This is a genomic window from Vibrio furnissii CIP 102972 (genome assembly GCF_000176175.1).
GTDB classification, from domain to species: Bacteria; Pseudomonadota; Gammaproteobacteria; order Enterobacterales; family Vibrionaceae; genus Vibrio; species Vibrio furnissii.
Genome location: NZ_ACZP01000022.1, coordinates 34,422 through 49,582, shown reverse-complemented (window position 1 = coordinate 49,582; position 15,161 = coordinate 34,422). Strand labels below are relative to the sequence as shown.

The 15,161-nt window shown below is 50.9% G+C and carries 12 protein-coding genes; 8 read left to right on the top strand and 4 right to left on the bottom strand.

The genetic code is table 11. The features are described 5' to 3' along the window. Positions 1–21: 21 nt before the first annotated feature. Both VFA_RS22215 and VFA_RS22210 read right to left on the bottom strand, forming a co-directional pair. Complete coding sequence (locus VFA_RS22215) at positions 22–774, bottom strand: copper homeostasis protein CutC (RefSeq protein WP_004729448.1); 753 nt, start codon at positions 772–774, stop codon at positions 22–24. Positions 775–1,028: 254 nt separating this feature from the next. Continuing rightward, on the bottom strand, positions 1,029–1,640 hold the full coding sequence (locus tag VFA_RS22210) for a peroxiredoxin C (RefSeq protein WP_004729446.1): 612 nt from the start codon (positions 1,638–1,640) through the stop codon (positions 1,029–1,031). 195 nt (positions 1,641–1,835) lie between these two features. Between VFA_RS22210 and VFA_RS22205 the strand changes: the two genes are divergently transcribed. The 3 genes from VFA_RS22205 (at position 1,836) to aceA (ending at position 6,405) form a co-directional block, all read left to right on the top strand. Beyond that, a complete protein-coding gene (locus tag VFA_RS22205) occupies positions 1,836–2,741 on the top strand; it encodes a hydrogen peroxide-inducible genes activator (RefSeq protein WP_004729444.1) in 906 nt (301 codons plus the stop codon). A 595-nt stretch (positions 2,742–3,336) separates the two neighbouring features. Continuing rightward, a complete protein-coding gene (gene aceB, locus VFA_RS22200; protein WP_004729441.1) occupies positions 3,337–4,974 on the top strand; it encodes a malate synthase A in 1,638 nt (545 codons plus the stop codon). 120 nt (positions 4,975–5,094) lie between these two features. After that, positions 5,095–6,405: an isocitrate lyase gene (aceA, locus tag VFA_RS22195; protein ID WP_004729438.1), complete on the top strand. Its 1,311-nt coding sequence runs from the start codon at positions 5,095–5,097 to the stop codon at positions 6,403–6,405. A gap of 175 nt (positions 6,406–6,580) precedes the next feature. Here aceA and VFA_RS22190 read toward each other — a convergent pair whose 3' ends face one another. Together VFA_RS22190 and VFA_RS22185 are read right to left on the bottom strand one after the other, a co-directional pair. Continuing rightward, the gene (locus tag VFA_RS22190; RefSeq protein WP_004729437.1) at positions 6,581–8,443 is read right to left on the bottom strand and encodes a methyl-accepting chemotaxis protein; all 1,863 of its coding nucleotides are present in this window, start codon (positions 8,441–8,443) and stop codon (positions 6,581–6,583) included. 253 nt (positions 8,444–8,696) lie between these two features. After that, entirely contained in the window at positions 8,697–9,167 is a 471-nt protein-coding gene (locus tag VFA_RS22185) for a CBS domain-containing protein (protein WP_004729435.1), read from the bottom strand. Between the two features lie 336 nt (positions 9,168–9,503). Between VFA_RS22185 and queA the strand changes: the two genes are divergently transcribed. From queA to secF, 5 genes are all read left to right on the top strand, one after another. Next, entirely contained in the window at positions 9,504–10,562 is a 1,059-nt protein-coding gene (gene queA, locus VFA_RS22180) for a tRNA preQ1(34) S-adenosylmethionine ribosyltransferase-isomerase QueA (RefSeq protein ID WP_004729433.1), read from the top strand. Positions 10,563–10,701: 139 nt separating this feature from the next. Next, complete coding sequence (gene tgt, locus VFA_RS22175) at positions 10,702–11,841, top strand: tRNA guanosine(34) transglycosylase Tgt (protein ID WP_004729431.1); 1,140 nt, start codon at positions 10,702–10,704, stop codon at positions 11,839–11,841. Positions 11,842–11,946: 105 nt separating this feature from the next. Further along, positions 11,947–12,279, top strand: coding sequence for a preprotein translocase subunit YajC (gene yajC / locus VFA_RS22170; RefSeq protein WP_004729429.1), 333 nt, complete (start codon positions 11,947–11,949; stop codon positions 12,277–12,279). 22 nt (positions 12,280–12,301) lie between these two features. After that, a complete protein-coding gene (gene secD, locus VFA_RS22165) occupies positions 12,302–14,155 on the top strand; it encodes a protein translocase subunit SecD (RefSeq protein WP_004729427.1) in 1,854 nt (617 codons plus the stop codon). Positions 14,156–14,169: 14 nt separating this feature from the next. Continuing rightward, positions 14,170–15,117 (top strand): protein translocase subunit SecF, encoded by a 948-nt coding sequence (gene secF, locus VFA_RS22160; RefSeq protein WP_004729425.1) that lies wholly within the window; start codon positions 14,170–14,172, stop codon positions 15,115–15,117. Positions 15,118–15,161 lie beyond the last annotated feature (44 nt).

Below are 15,161 nucleotides of genomic sequence, written 5' to 3'. Positions count from 1 at the left end.
CAAGGGAGGGGACAAACTGCGCTAGCGGATGGATTTGAGTGCGAATGCCGTGCGGCGAATCGCCTCGGTATCGGTGATCGGTACGATGAAGTCGTCTTGGTCGCTGGCGCCCATTTTGCTTTCGTGCGCCACAAACTGCATGTGGCTGGCTCGAGTGGTTTTGCCCGACAAGTGCAGTTCGGTCACGCCCGTTGCTTGCGCCAGTTGGCTGACATTTTCGGCGTTGACACCAGCTCCCGCCATGATGGCAATGCGTCCGGCGCTGCGTTGAACCAGCGCAGCCAGCATCTCGGTGCCAAGGGGGGCAGTGCGTGCCAAGCCGGAGGTGAGAATGCGTTCGCACCCCAGTGAAATGACCGTTTCCAGCGCGGCAAAGGCATCGCTGCACTGATCAAACGCGCGGTGAAAGGTGGCGCCCAACCCCAACGATTGCGCCAATGAGACCAACGTTTGGCTGCGACCCGCATCAATGCTGCCATCTTGATTGAGGAGTCCCAATACCACACCTTGCAGCCCCGCTTGGTGCGCCGCGTGAATGTCTGAGGTCATGATCGCCACCTCTTCATCGCTGTAAAAGAAATCGCCCTGACGAGGACGAATCATGGCGTACACCGGAATGGTGGCGGCCTTCGCGGCTTGCTGCATCAAGCCAACGCTGGGGGTTAACCCGCCGAGCGCCAAAGCCGAACACAGCTCGATGCGCGTGGCGCCGCCCGCGATCGCGTTGTGCAATGATTCAATGTTGTCGATACACACTTCAAGTTGATAAGTCATGTCAGATCACCGATGAGAAACAGTGCGCGAAGTGTAGCAAGCCAGAGCGGCTTCGTCTGTCTGCTGGGCGTGAGAAATAGGGGTAAACTTTGCGGGACGGATTTCCTCAAATGGGCGGCTTTGCGCACAAAAAAAGCCCCGGACAGTGTCCGGGGCTTGATGATGACTTTACTTAAACTGATTGGCGTTGCGTTTTTCGCTTATAAGATTCCAACCACAAACCCGAATTGAGCGCGGGTGTTTAAGTTTTTCAATTACTTTTTACCAAGGTCTGCAGTGTGCTCAGACAGGTAAGCCGCAACGCCTGCTGGCGAATCTTTCATACCGGCTTTACCTTCTTCCCACTGTGCTGGACATACTTCACCGTGAGTTTGGTGGAAGTTCAGCGCGTCAACCATGCGTAGCATTTCGTCAATGTTACGGCCAAGTGGCAGGTCGTTCACAACTTGGTGACGGACAACGCCTTCTTCGTCGATCAGGAATGAACCACGGAAAGCAACGCCCGCTTCTGGGTGCTCTACATCGTATGCTTTAACGATTTCGTGTTTCACGTCAGCAACCAATGGGTATTGCACTTCACCGATACCGCCATTTTCAATGGCAGTGTTACGCCATGCGTTGTGAGAGAACTGTGAATCGATCGATACGCCGATCACTTCAACGCCTTTCGCTTTGAAGTCTTCGAAACGTTTGTCGAATGCGATCAGTTCAGATGGGCAAACGAAAGTGAAATCTAGTGGGTAGAAGAAAACAACCGCTTTCTTACCTTTAGTGAATTCTGCGAAGTTGAAGTTATCAACGATTTCACCGTTACCTAGAACAGCTGCAGCTGTAAAATCAGGGGCTTGACGACCTACTAGTACCATTTTTTTGCTCCTAAGATTAATGGTTTGTTCCGAGTTGACATAGAATTTGCAACTTGGTCCGTGTAATAACGAGACGAACTATAGTACAGTTTTGGTTTTGAAAAAAAGCGAAATAAATAGATTAAGTTAATCGAAAAAAGCGATGATAAAAACCGTCGGCCAGACTCGAAAAACTGCACAAAGAATAACCGAATTATGAATAAATGGCCAAGTTTAAAGCAACTGCATTATTTGGTGACGCTCAATGAAACGCGTCACTTTAGTGAAGCCGCGGAACGTTGCTATGTGAGTCAGTCAACCTTAAGTAAAGGCATTCAAAATTTAGAAGAGCTGATTGGCTGCCCGCTGTATGAGAAGAAAGACAAAAAGAGCCCGCTGGTCTTTACCTATGCTGGCGAGCAAGTGGTCAAGCGTGGACGTGAGCTGCTGGCGCGTGGCCAGGATCTGATTGAATTGGGGAAACAGTGCCAGGGCGGCGAAATGGAGGGCCAGTTGAAACTGGGTTGCATTCCCACCATCGCGCCTTTTTTATTGTGCGATTTGGTGCAGGAAGTGAACGTCCGTTACCCCAATTTGCATCTTCTATTACGGGAAGATACCACCGCCAATCTGCTTGCGGCGCTGCGCACGGGGGAGTTGGACGTGTTGATTCTGGCGTTGCCGATGGAGATTGGCAATCTGGAACGTCGCATTGTCGGGCAGGATCCGTTTCGCATGGTGATGAGCCGTCATCAGGCCGATGGCATTCGTGTACCGATCAAATATGACGACTTGCCGGACGAGTCCGTGTTTCTGTTGGAGAAGGAACACTGTCTGACGGAGCACGCGGTGTCTGCATGCAAACTCACGGATAAAGAGAAGATTAACCCGTTCACGGCAACCAGTTTACATACCTTGGTGCAAATGGTGGCCAATGGTCTCGGCACCACCTTTATCCCGCAAATGGCGATTGAACATGGCCTGATCGATAACCAGAATCTGGTGGTGATCGACCCACCCGGGCAGAAGGCTTATCGTGAAATTGGCTTGGTATGGCGACCCAGTTCGTCGCGCAGTCACACTTTTGAACGCTTGGCGGATGTGGTTTCTGAACTGCTTTAGCGAATAGTCGTACCGGAGAGCTGAAAAAAAACTAGTGAAAACACGCTGATTTTGGCGTGTTTTCTGGTTTATTCCTCTGTTGGTTACTTTTTAATTGTAAAATTTTACAGAAACTAATTTTTGAACCTTTCATAAAATCGTAAAAATTCACAAAGTAAATTTTACAGATTCTACCGCAAGCCCTGTTTCAAAAATCGGTGCGGCTTTGACGCGCTGCCTTGTTTCATCAACCGTTCCTTCCCTTGGTTGTGGCTTCACACACCGTTTTAAATCGTTTTTACACGGTTTTGTTTGTGTAATTAAATTACGTAATTACTTACACTTTGACCTGTCATTTCAAGCGTGAGTTTGAAACGGGATAAAACTTCGAATTTCACCATGGGTTAACTTTTGGTCTTTTCGCTTAATGCCTTATCGGGTAAGGTTTAATTAAGTTTTGTAAGACTTATGTCTAGCTTCGAAAGTCTTGAACTTATCCCCGGAATTGGGGAATGTATGGACACCGGATGACGAAATTAGCCCGATCAACACACGATGAATTTTGTAGTCTGAAAATTACAAATGAGATATGGACACGATTCTAAGGAAGGACGTTATGCTTGCTCAAACGCCAGACAAAGATTTAGCACACCCCCAATCGACCCGTCGCGAAGGCCTGCTTGAGGTGACCGGAGCACTTGCTTCGGCACATCAGGCGATTTTCCCTGTTGAAGCCCAAACCTTTTTATCTGAGTTGTGTGCTCAGTTTGCTCCGCGAGTCGACACGCTGCTGGCAGCGCGAGAAGAAAAACAGAGTCAAATCGACCACGGTCAACTGCCAGACTTCCTTCCCGAGACGCAAGATATTCGTGAGGGCAGTTGGAAAATCTTGGGGATTCCGCAAGATCTGCAAGACCGCCGCGTGGAAATTACCGGCCCAACCGATCGCAAAATGGTGATTAACGCCCTGAATGCGAACGTGAAAGTGTTTATGGCGGACTTCGAAGACTCGATGGCGCCTGCGTGGGACAAAGTGTTAGATGGCCAAATCAACTTGCGCGATGCGGTGAATGGCACCATCAGTTACACCAATCCGGACAACGGCAAACGTTACGAGTTGGCTGATGACCCTGCCGTGCTGATCTGCCGCGTACGAGGTTTGCACCTTAAAGAAAAACACGTCACTTTTGGTGAGCGCATCATTCCCGGCGCGTTGTTCGATTTCGCACTTTATTTCTTCAACAACTACAAAGCGTTGCTGAAAAAGGGCAGCGGTCCGTATTTCTACCTGCCTAAACTACAAGCATACCAAGAAGCGCAGTGGTGGAGCGATGTGTTCCATTTCACCGAAGATTACTTTGGTTTGGAAACGGGCACCATCAAGGCCACGGTGCTGATTGAAACTTTGCCCGCCGTGTTCCAGATGGATGAGATTCTGTTCTCACTCAAAGAGCATATCGTTGGCTTGAACTGCGGCCGCTGGGATTACATCTTTAGCTACATCAAAACCTTGAAAAAACACAGCGATCGCGTGCTGCCGGATCGCCAAGTCGTGACGATGGACAAGCCGTTCCTCAACGCATACTCACGTCTGCTGATCTACACCTGCCACAAACGCGGCGCGTTTGCGATGGGCGGCATGGCGGCGTTCATTCCGGCCAAAGATCCGGCGGAGAACGCCAAGGTGCTAGAAAAAATTCGCAACGACAAAATGTTGGAAGCGACCAATGGTCACGATGGCACTTGGGTGGCGCACCCGGGCTTAGCCAGCACCGCGATGGACGTGTTTAACCACGTATTGGGCGAGCGCAGTAACCAACTGGACGTGAGCCGCATGTCGGATGCGCCGATTTACGCTGATGAGCTGCTGGCGCCGTGTGACGGCCCGCGCACGGAAGCGGGCATGCGCCACAACATTCGCGTTGCGCTGCAATACATCGAAGCTTGGATCTCCGGCAATGGGTGTGTGCCGATTTATGGCCTGATGGAAGATGCCGCCACGGCAGAAATTTCTCGCGCTTCGATTTGGCAATGGATTCAACATGGCAAATCGCTCGACAACGGCCAGCAAGTCACGAAACAACTGTTCCGCGATTATCTGGCGGAGGAAATCGAGGTGGTGAAAGCGGAAGTCGGTGAGCCACGTTTCAACGCAGGCCGCTTTGAAGAAGCCGCGCAACTGATGGAAACGCTGACCACCAGCGATGAACTGACCAATTTCTTAACCATACCGGGTTACGACTACTTAGCGTAATACCACTGATAACAACAGTAACGTGAAACTAACGATTCAATATCAGCGCCTGTTGTACTGATAGCGAAAAGGACGACCATGCGCATGCCGAGCGCTGCGCATTACAAGAAGGGATAGATTATGACACTGACTCGCCGCCAACAAATTGAAGCGCTGGAAAAAGATTGGGCAACCAACCCACGCTGGAAAAACGTAAAACGTACCTATACTGCCGAAGAAGTGGTGAATCTGCGTGGTTCGGTCACACCGGCCAATACAATCGCCCAGCGCGGTGCTGACAAACTGTGGTCGCTGGTGAATGGCGACGCGAAAAAAGGTTACGTGAACTGTCTGGGCGCGCTGACGGGTGGTCAGGCGGTGCAGCAGGCGAAAGCCGGTATCGAAGCGATTTACCTGTCGGGCTGGCAGGTGGCGGCGGACAACAATACCGCAGGCACCATGTACCCAGACCAATCGCTTTACCCAGTGGACTCCGTGCCAAGCGTGGTGAAGCGCATCAACAATGCATTCCGCCGTGCCGACCAAATTCAGTGGTCTGGCGGCAAATCGCCAGAAGATGAAGGTGGAATTGATTACTACCTGCCGATCGTGGCGGATGCGGAAGCGGGCTTTGGCGGGGTGTTGAATGCCTATGAGCTGATGAAATCGATGATCGATGCAGGCGCTGCGGGCGTGCACTTTGAAGACCAATTGGCCTCCGTGAAAAAATGTGGCCACATGGGCGGGAAAGTACTGGTTCCGACGCAAGAAGCGGTGCAAAAATTGGTGGCGGCGCGATTGGCGGCTGACGTTTCTGGCACCACCACGTTGGTGATTGCGCGTACCGATGCCAACGCGGCTGATCTACTGACGTCGGATTGTGACCCATACGATGCGGATTTCATCGTCGGTGAGCGTACGTCGGAAGGCTTCTACCGTGTGCGTGCTGGCATTGACCAAGCGATAGCGCGTGGTCTGGCATATTCACCTTACGCGGACTTGGTGTGGTGTGAAACGGCAAAACCGGATCTGGAAGAGGCGCGTAAGTTCGCAGAAGCGATTCACGCTCAGTACCCCGATCAACTGCTGGCGTACAACTGCTCGCCATCGTTCAACTGGGAGAAAAACCTAGACGCGGAAACCATTGCGAAATTCCAGCAAGAGCTGGCCGACATGGGCTACAAATACCAGTTCATTACGCTGGCGGGCATTCACAACATGTGGTTCAACATGTTCGAACTGGCACACGCGTACGCTCAGGGCGAAGGCATGCGTCACTACGTGGAAATGGTTCAGCGCCGTGAATTCCAAGCGGCAGAAAAAGGCTACACCTTCGTGGCTCACCAACAAGAAGTGGGCACCGGCTACTTTGACAAGATGACCAACACCATTCAAGGTGGTCAGTCATCAGTCACTGCCCTGACTGGTTCGACCGAAGAAGACCAGTTTTAACTGAGTTCCCTTACCTCAGTACGTTACAACGATAATCTGTGCAACACCTTTTGAGCGGCTTCGGTCGCTCTTTTTTATGGGGCTTGAGTGACTACAGAGCGCATCAAGCTCCCCTTTTTTTCCAAAAAAAAAGAGGCGGCACATTGGCCGCCTGCATAGCGTTTATGCATTGATTTTATGCATTCAATTTGAAGAAGCTCAGTTGTTCGTTCAAGGTCACAGACATTTGCGCCAATTCATTGGTCGCTTGGTGACAATGTTCAATCATGTCTGACGTTTCATCAACATGTGAGCGCATGGTACTCAAACTTTGGTTGATCAACTCTGCGGTGTAGTTTTGCTCTTCCGTGGCGGTGGCGATGTGAGCGTTCAAATCATTGCTCTCACGCACGCGTTCGCTGATGTTGGTAAAGGCGAGCTGTGCATGTTTTGCTTGCGACACGGTCTCTTCCAGCATCACTTGGCTGTGATCAATCGATTTCACCACGGTGGTGGTGTTGCGTTGCAGGGAGACAATTTGATGTTCAATGGTCTCGATGGCATTTTGTGTCTGCTGAGCAAGTTGACGCACTTCGTCGGCGACCACTGCAAAGCCGCGACCTTGTTCACCAGCGCGCGCGGCTTCAATGGCGGCGTTCAATGCCAACAAGTTGGTTTGCTCGGCAATTTTCTGAATCACGTTCATCACGTCGCTGACTTCTTCTGTGCCCGTTTTGAGCTCAGAAATGTCGTGGCTTAGTTGCCCCATGGTGTTGGCCAGTTCGCTGACTTTATCCATGGTCGTGCCAATCAATTGTTGGCCTTCTTTGGCTTCTGCGCTGGTGGCGATCGATTTACTCGACGCTTCGCTGGCGTTGGTCGACACCTCGGTGATCGCGGCTGCCATTTGATGAATCGCAGTGGCCACTTGATCGGTTTCTACTTTCTGCTGCTTTGAGCCACGCAAAATGTCTTGGTTGATGACTGACAGCTCTTCCGACGATGCCGAGAGCAAACTGCTGCACGTTGCAATTTCGGTCAGCGTGTTATGGAACTTGTGTTCCATGTCGCGCAGCGATGACTGCATTTGCGAAATTTCATCGTTGCCGCTGATCTCATACCACGCTTTGATGTCGCCGTTAGCCAAACGCTCAGCTTGTTCTTTTGCTTGCTGAACCGGCGTTGTAATGCTGCGTGCCACCACGATCGACAGCAAAATCACCAGCGGTGTTGAGATGAGAAACGTGGTCAGAACCACGATGACTGACTCATCAATTTGCTCGCGAATACTTTCCCGTGACTCGATTTGGGCTTGCAAGGCATCGCTACGCACCTGATTGATGGTGTTGACGATGTCGTTGCCTTGGTTGGCCATTTGGGTATCCCACAAGTGGTTGCGATGAACGATGATGCGTTCGATTTCTTGCAAAATTCCCCGTTGTCCTTGAATCAATTCGATCAGTGGCGCAGAGAAATTGGCGTCGGATTGATCGATCAAGGTTTCCACTTGGCTGTAAGTCTCATCGGCTTCTTCATAATCTTTGAGTGCATTCGTCAGCAGAAAACGCAGCGTGATGTTGTGCGCCAGCGTGTAACGTTCGTTCAACAGGCGGACTTGCGCGAACCGAGAATTGTGTTGAGAGAAGTAAGTTCGAATCTGTTCATGTCGGCGGTTAAAGTTTTGAATGACATCGTCACGCTGTTGCATCACGTTGCTCACTTCGGTGAGCGCATTGCGATACTCCTGAACTTCTCTGAGCGTTCGATTCATTGCCGTTTGGGTCCGGCTGTCGGGATAGTCGCGCAGCTGGTTTTGAATCAGTTGCTCAGACTTATCCAAATGCAGCATGGCCTCGCGCAGATCTTGACTGTTTTGTGTGGTGCGATATGTGAGTACGCCGATGCGCGTCATCAACATCTCTTCTTGCATGAGGGAAGCGTTGTTGTTGGCCAAGTTGTTGGCAGTAAAGTACTCGAAGTTGTGGCTGATGCCGGAAATAGACAGGTAGCTGGAGGCTGCAAGGATGAGCGCTGATAAGCTACTGACCGTGATGATCATGAATATCTTGTGCGATATTTTTCGAAGTCGGTGAAACATTGTTTGTTCGCTTTTGCATGAGTTGATTTGCGCGCGATATTAGACGCAATGCGGCGTTTGAACAAAAATGCCTCAGTAGCTTATGTTTTCTAATTTATTGTTATTTAAGTAAAATTTTCAGTGTCAGTTATTTCTTACGCCAAGTTTAGTATTACTGACTCGGATGGCTTGGCGAGTGTATTTTTGGCTTCTTTCGATTCATCGCACGGATGAATCACAGTTCCGTGGTATCTAAATCGGCGTCTTGCTCCACTTCATCGGGTTCACTCTCTTCGGCCAATTCCAGCAAATTGATGGCAATGGAGACAAAATCACTGTCCGTGATGATGCCGACAAGTTCCCCTTTGGCCACCACGGGTAAGCACCCCACTTTGTGTTTTTGCATGTACAGCGCACTCTCTTTGAGCCCAGCTTGCGGCGCCACGCTCATCACTTCGGAGTGCATCATTTCGTACAGCGGTGTGTCTGCGGTGTAGGAGTGCTCGGCAGAGAGTTTTTGCAAGCTTGATTCCTGTGCGGCGAGAATGTCGCGCTGGGTCACGATGCCAAGCAATTTGCGATTGGCATCGACAATCGGAATATGGCGAATGTCCAGCGCCTCCATCATATGACGGGCATCAGCCAAGGTATGCGAACGCAATAAAGTGTGCGGACTGCGAGTCATCATGTCTTCGACCTTGATCATAACCAACTCCTGTTTGTTGATATCGAGTTTTGTATCAGAAACGCTGAGGCGTTGAAGCGAGTCACGCCGTGGGGTCAGCCCTTCAGACCTTGTGTCTATCACTATAGTTTTTTTGTGGGTAAATATCTGAGAGTTCAGTCAGTTTTTGTTGTAAGTGCGCGTGTAACAAGTCAAGGAAGTGTCACTTTTCATTACAATCCTTTGCTTTTCAATCCCGCCTTTCAACGTGCACAATCCTGTATCTTGTGATGACTTGGGTATATACTATCGCGCCGCGAAATAAACCGTCGCACCTATCCTGAGAAAGGCGAAAGCCAAGAGAATCAAGAAAGAGTCATGCAAGTTTCAGATTTTCATTTTGAACTCCCGGACGAGCTGATTGCTCGCTATCCGATGGCGGAACGAACCGCCAGCCGTCTGCTGCAGCTAGACGGCAACACCGGTGAGCTGGTTGATGGCACCTTTAAGGATGTTCTCAACTGTGTTGAACCGGATGATTTACTGGTGTTTAACAACACACGCGTGATTCCGGCACGTATGTTTGGCCGTAAAGCCTCTGGCGGTAAGCTGGAAGTGCTGGTGGAACGTATGCTGGATGAGCATTCGATTTTGGCGCACGTGCGTTGCTCGAAGCCACCCAAGCCAGGCACCGAACTGTTTTTAGGCGAAAACGATGAATTTCATGCCGTCATGGATGCGCGCCACGATGCGTTGTTTGAGATTCGTTTTACGGCTGAAACCGTTGTGCTGGACATTCTGAACCAGATTGGTCACATGCCGCTGCCCCCGTACATCGATCGTCCTGACGAGGATGCGGACAAAGAGCGGTATCAGACCGTCTACAACCAGAAGCCAGGTGCCGTGGCGGCGCCAACGGCCGGCCTGCATTTTGATCAAGCGTTGCTTGAACAAATCAAGGCGAAAGGTGTCGAATTTGCTTACGTGACGCTTCACGTGGGCGCCGGCACATTCCAGCCTGTGCGCGTGGACAACATCAACGATCACCACATGCATGCGGAATACGTTGAAGTGCCGCAAGAGGTGGTGGACGCGATTGCCGCGACCAAAGCCCGTGGTGGCCGCATTATTGCGGTGGGTACCACGTCTGTGCGTTCGCTGGAAAGCGCAGCACAAGATGCGCTGAAAAAGGGCACTGAACTGGTCCCGTTCTTTGGCGATACCGAAATCTTCATCTACCCGGGGTATGAATACCAACTGGTGGATTGTTTGATCACCAATTTCCATTTACCGGAATCGACCCTCATCATGTTGGTGAGCGCCTTTGCCGGTTATGCACACACCATGGCCGCATACGATCATGCGGTGAAGCAGCAATATCGCTTCTTTAGCTATGGTGATGCGATGTTTATTCGTAAACGAACCGTTGACGCATAAGTCGACAGGCGTTTCGTCATAAACACCATGAACAATGACTCGTCAGGACACTTCTCCGGGCGATGTGGTATGGACGCCAGCGTGACGCGGCGAAAATACATAATCCGTCAGACTGTTTCTCTGACATTTGGAGGCTTTAGTGAAACTTAAGTTCGAACTGAAAAAGAAAAACGGCACCGCTCGTCGTGGTCAATTGACCTTTGAGCGTGGCACAGTACAAACGCCGGCATTTATGCCAGTGGGCACTTACGGTACGGTAAAAGGCATGACGCCGGAAGAAGTGGCCGCGACGGGCGCGCAAATCCTGCTGGGCAACACGTTCCACCTGTGGCTTCGCCCGGGTCAAGAAGTGATGAAAATGCACGGCGACTTGCATGACTTTATGAACTGGCAAGGCCCAATTCTGACCGACTCAGGCGGTTTTCAGGTCTTCAGTTTAGGCGATATTCGCAAAATCACCGAAGAAGGGGTGCATTTCCGCAACCCGGTGAACGGTGACAAAATTTTCATGGACGCAGAAAAGTCGATGGAAATTCAAAAAGACCTTGGCTCGGACATCGTGATGATCTTCGACGAATGTACGCCTTACCCGGCGACACACGACGAAGCGAAGAAATCGATGGAGATGTCACTGCGCTGGGCACGTCGTTCACGCGATCACTTCGACAAGCTAGAAAACCCGAACAACCTATTTGGTATCGTTCAGGGCGGCGTGTATGAAGATTTGCGTGATGTGTCGGTCAAAGGCCTGACTGAAATTGGTTTTGACGGTTACGCGGTCGGTGGCTTGGCCGTGGGTGAACCGAAAGAAGATATGCACCGCGTTCTGGAACACACCTGTCCACAACTGCCGGAAGATAAACCCCGTTACCTGATGGGCGTGGGCAAACCGGAAGACTTGGTGGAAGGTGTTCGCCGCGGTATCGACATGTTTGACTGCGTGATGCCAACGCGTAACGCACGTAACGGCCACCTGTTTGTGACTGGCGGTGTGATCAAGATCCGTAATGCAACACATAAAACGGATACATCACCTCTGGATCCGCAGTGTGACTGTTACACTTGCAAAAATTATTCTAAATCGTACCTGCACCACTTGGATCGCTGTAACGAAATCCTGGGTGCACGCTTGAATACGATCCATAACCTGCGCTACTACCAGCGTTTGATGGAGAGCATTCGTCGCGCGATTGATGAAGACCGCTTTGACGAATTTGTAACGGAATTCTACGCGCGCCGCGACCGTGACGTGCCACCGCTGCAAAAAGAAAAGGCGTGATTTCGTGCGCCAGGTTGGATTTGTGCACCGAGGTGCTTGAATTTAACCTGGCGTAGCCCAATAGAATCGAAAATTACACAACAATAACTTAGAGGACGTTTCTCAATGAGTCTAATTTCTGTAGCACATGCAGCAGGTGAAGGTGCCCCACAAGGTGGTGGTTTTGAAATGCTGATCATGCTGGGCATGTTCGCGGTGATCTTCTACTTCATGATCTACCGCCCACAGTCAAAGCGTGTGAAAGAGCACAAGAGCCTGATGGCTTCCATGGGCAAAGGCGACGAAGTTCTGACGAGCGGTGGTCTGGTTGGCAAAATCACGAAGATTGCTGAAGACAACGACTACATCTCCATCGAATTGAACACAAACAATGAAGTTGTGATCAAAAAAGACTTCGTCACTGCAGTGCTGCCAAAAGGTACACTGAAATCTCTATAAAAACAGCTAGAGGATCCTCGCTGTGTTAAACCGTTATCCATTGTGGAAGTACCTGATGGTGGTGTTCGCCATTGCCATCTCTGCCTTGTATGCACTTCCAAATATCTACGGTGAAGATCCGGCTATTCAAGTTACAGGGGCGCGTGGCGCCTCTGTAGATATGTCAACGCTGGATGCTGTCACCAAAGCGCTCGATACGGCGCACCTTTCTCATAAATCCATTGCTCTCGAAGATGGATCCATTCTTGTTCGATTTAACGACACCGATACGCAAATCAGTGCCCGCGACGTGATCAGCGAAGCGTTAGGCAGTGACAAGATTGTGGCGTTAAACCTTGCTGCTTCAACACCAAGTTGGTTGGAATCGATTGGCGCTGCGCCAATGAAACTCGGTCTCGACTTGCGAGGTGGTGTGCACTTCCTGATGGAAGTGGACATGGACGCCGCGATGGAAAAGCTGATTGGCCAACAAGAAGAAGCTTTCCGCAGTGAACTGCGTGAAGAAAAAATCCGTTACCGTGCGATTCGCCCGCTGGCGAACTCTGTGGAAATTACGCTGCGCGATGCTGAACAGGTTGAGCAAGCGCGTAAAGCCCTGGAATCGAAGCACCGTGACATGACGTTTGTTCCTTCAGGCACCGAAGGTCGTTTCACTCTGACTGCCACCTTTACTGAGGCTCGCCTGCAAGAGATTCGCAATTACGCTGTTGAGCAGAACATTACCATTCTGCGTAACCGTGTGAACGAATTGGGTGTGGCGGAGCCGCTGGTTCAACGTCAAGGCGCAACCCGTATTGTGGTTGAACTGCCGGGTGTTCAAGATACGGCACGTGCTAAAGAAATCTTAGGCGCTACGGCTACGCTTGAATTCCGTGAAGTGGATGATCAAGCCGATTTAGCCGCAGCAGCAGCCGGTCGTGTACCTGCGGGCAGCGAAATCAAACTGGATCGCTCTGGCCGTCCGGTTGTGCTGAAAAAACGTGTGATTCTGGGCGGTTCAAGCATCACAGATGCAAGTTCAAGCACGGATGAATATGGTCGTCCGCAGGTGAATATCTCACTGGACAGCGAAGGTGGCAGCAAAATGTCAGCGTTCTCGAAAAAGAACATTGGCAAGTTGATGGCGACCGTGTTTGCTGAGTACAAAGACAGTGGCGAGAAAACCGCAGAAGGCAAAGTGATTCTGGCCAAGCATGAAGAAGTGATCAACCAAGCGACGATTCAATCGGCGTTGGGTCGTAACTTCCGCATCACGGGGATTAACTCGGTTGCCGAAGCGCACAACTTGGCACTGCTACTGCGTGCTGGTGCGTTGATTGCACCGATCTCGATTGTCGAAGAGCGCACCATTGGTCCATCAATGGGTCAGCAAAACATCGACATGGGGATTCAAGCGTGTATCTGGGGCTTGCTGGCGGTGATGATCTTCACGGCGTTGTATTACCGTAAGTTTGGTCTGATCGCCAACGTGGCGCTTGCCGCTAACTTGGTGTTGATTATCGGTGTGATGTCGATGATTCCAGGCGCGACCATGACGCTACCGGGTATTGCGGGTATTGTGCTGACGGTGGGGATGGCGGTCGACGCCAACGTCCTGATCTTCGAGCGTATTCGTGAAGAACTCCGTGAAGGACGCAACCCACAACAAGCGATTCACCAAGGATATGCCAACGCGTTCAGCACCATCGCCGACGCCAACATCACCACGCTCATCACCGCAATCATTCTGTTTGCTGTGGGGACGGGGGCGATTAAAGGCTTCGCGGTCACGCTGTCGATCGGTATTTTGACCTCCATGTTTACTGCGATTATCGGCACGCGTTGCATCGTCAACCTGCTGTACGGCGGTAAACGTATCAACAAATTGTCGATCTAAGGCCAGGAATTATTATGTTTCAAATTCTGAAAGCAGAGAAAACGATCGACTTCATGCGTTGGTCGAAGGTCACCTTCATGCTGTCGCTGCTGATGATCGGTGCATCGATCTTTACGCTGTCGACCAAATGGTTGAACTGGGGCTTAGACTTCACCGGCGGTACGCTGATTGAAGTTGGCTTTGAACAGCCAGCGAACTTGGAAGAGATTCGTTCATCCCTTGAAGCCAAAGGTTTTGGTGATGCAACGGTGCAAAACTTTGGTTCTGCGCGTGAAGTGATGGTGCGCCTGCGTCCACGTGACGACATGGCCGGTCAGGTGCTGGGTAACCAGATTCTGGAAGCCATCAAAGACGGCACGGGCAAAGCGGTTGAAATGCGCCGAATTGAATTCGTGGGTCCAAACGTGGGTGACGAACTGACAGAAGCAGGCGGCCTGGCGATCATTGCGTCCCTGATCTGTATTCTGATTTACGTCTCCGTGCGTTTTGAATGGCGTTTGGCTGCTGGTGCCGTGATGTCTTTGGCGCACGACGTCATCATTACGCTTGGCGTGTTCTCACTGATGCAAATCGAAGTAGACCTGACCATTGTGGCAGCGCTGCTGACGGTGGTCGGTTACTCGCTCAACGATACCATCGTGGTGTTTGACCGGATTCGTGAAAACTTCCGCAAACTGCGTAAGGGTGAATCGACAGAGATCATTAACAGCTCTATCACGCAAACGCTGAGCCGTACGTTGATCACCTCCGGAACCACCTTGTTCGTGGTGATTGCTCTGTTTGTTCAGGGCGGCGCGAACATTCATGGTTTTGCGACGGCTTTGTTGTTGGGGATTACCGTCGGTACTTACTCCTCCATCTACGTTGCATCGGCGTTGGCGCTGAAACTCGGCATTACTCGAGAACACCTACTTCCACAACAAGTGGAAAAAGAAGGTGCAGACCTCGACCAACTGCCTTAACGACGCGAAAGCCACTGATGATTCAGTGGCTTTTTTCTTATCTC

Bases quoted from the DNA above. Each gene is read 5' to 3' on its own strand.
- queA (WP_004729433.1), top strand. From the start codon at position 9,504: ATGCAAGTTTCAGATTTTCATTTTGAACTCCCGGACGAGCTGATTGCT.
- yajC (WP_004729429.1), top strand. From the start codon at position 11,947: ATGAGTCTAATTTCTGTAGCACATGCAGCAGGTGAAGGTGCCCCACAA.
- VFA_RS22190 (WP_004729437.1), bottom strand. From the start codon at position 8,443: ATGATCATCACGGTCAGTAGCTTATCAGCGCTCATCCTTGCAGCCTCC.
- VFA_RS22205 (WP_004729444.1), top strand. From the start codon at position 1,836: ATGAATAAATGGCCAAGTTTAAAGCAACTGCATTATTTGGTGACGCTC.
- VFA_RS22210 (WP_004729446.1), bottom strand. From the start codon at position 1,640: ATGGTACTAGTAGGTCGTCAAGCCCCTGATTTTACAGCTGCAGCTGTT.
- aceA (WP_004729438.1), top strand. From the start codon at position 5,095: ATGACACTGACTCGCCGCCAACAAATTGAAGCGCTGGAAAAAGATTGG.
- VFA_RS22185 (WP_004729435.1), bottom strand. From the start codon at position 9,167: ATGATCAAGGTCGAAGACATGATGACTCGCAGTCCGCACACTTTATTG.
- VFA_RS22215 (WP_004729448.1), bottom strand. From the start codon at position 774: ATGACTTATCAACTTGAAGTGTGTATCGACAACATTGAATCATTGCAC.
- secF (WP_004729425.1), top strand. From the start codon at position 14,170: ATGTTTCAAATTCTGAAAGCAGAGAAAACGATCGACTTCATGCGTTGG.
- aceB (WP_004729441.1), top strand. From the start codon at position 3,337: ATGCTTGCTCAAACGCCAGACAAAGATTTAGCACACCCCCAATCGACC.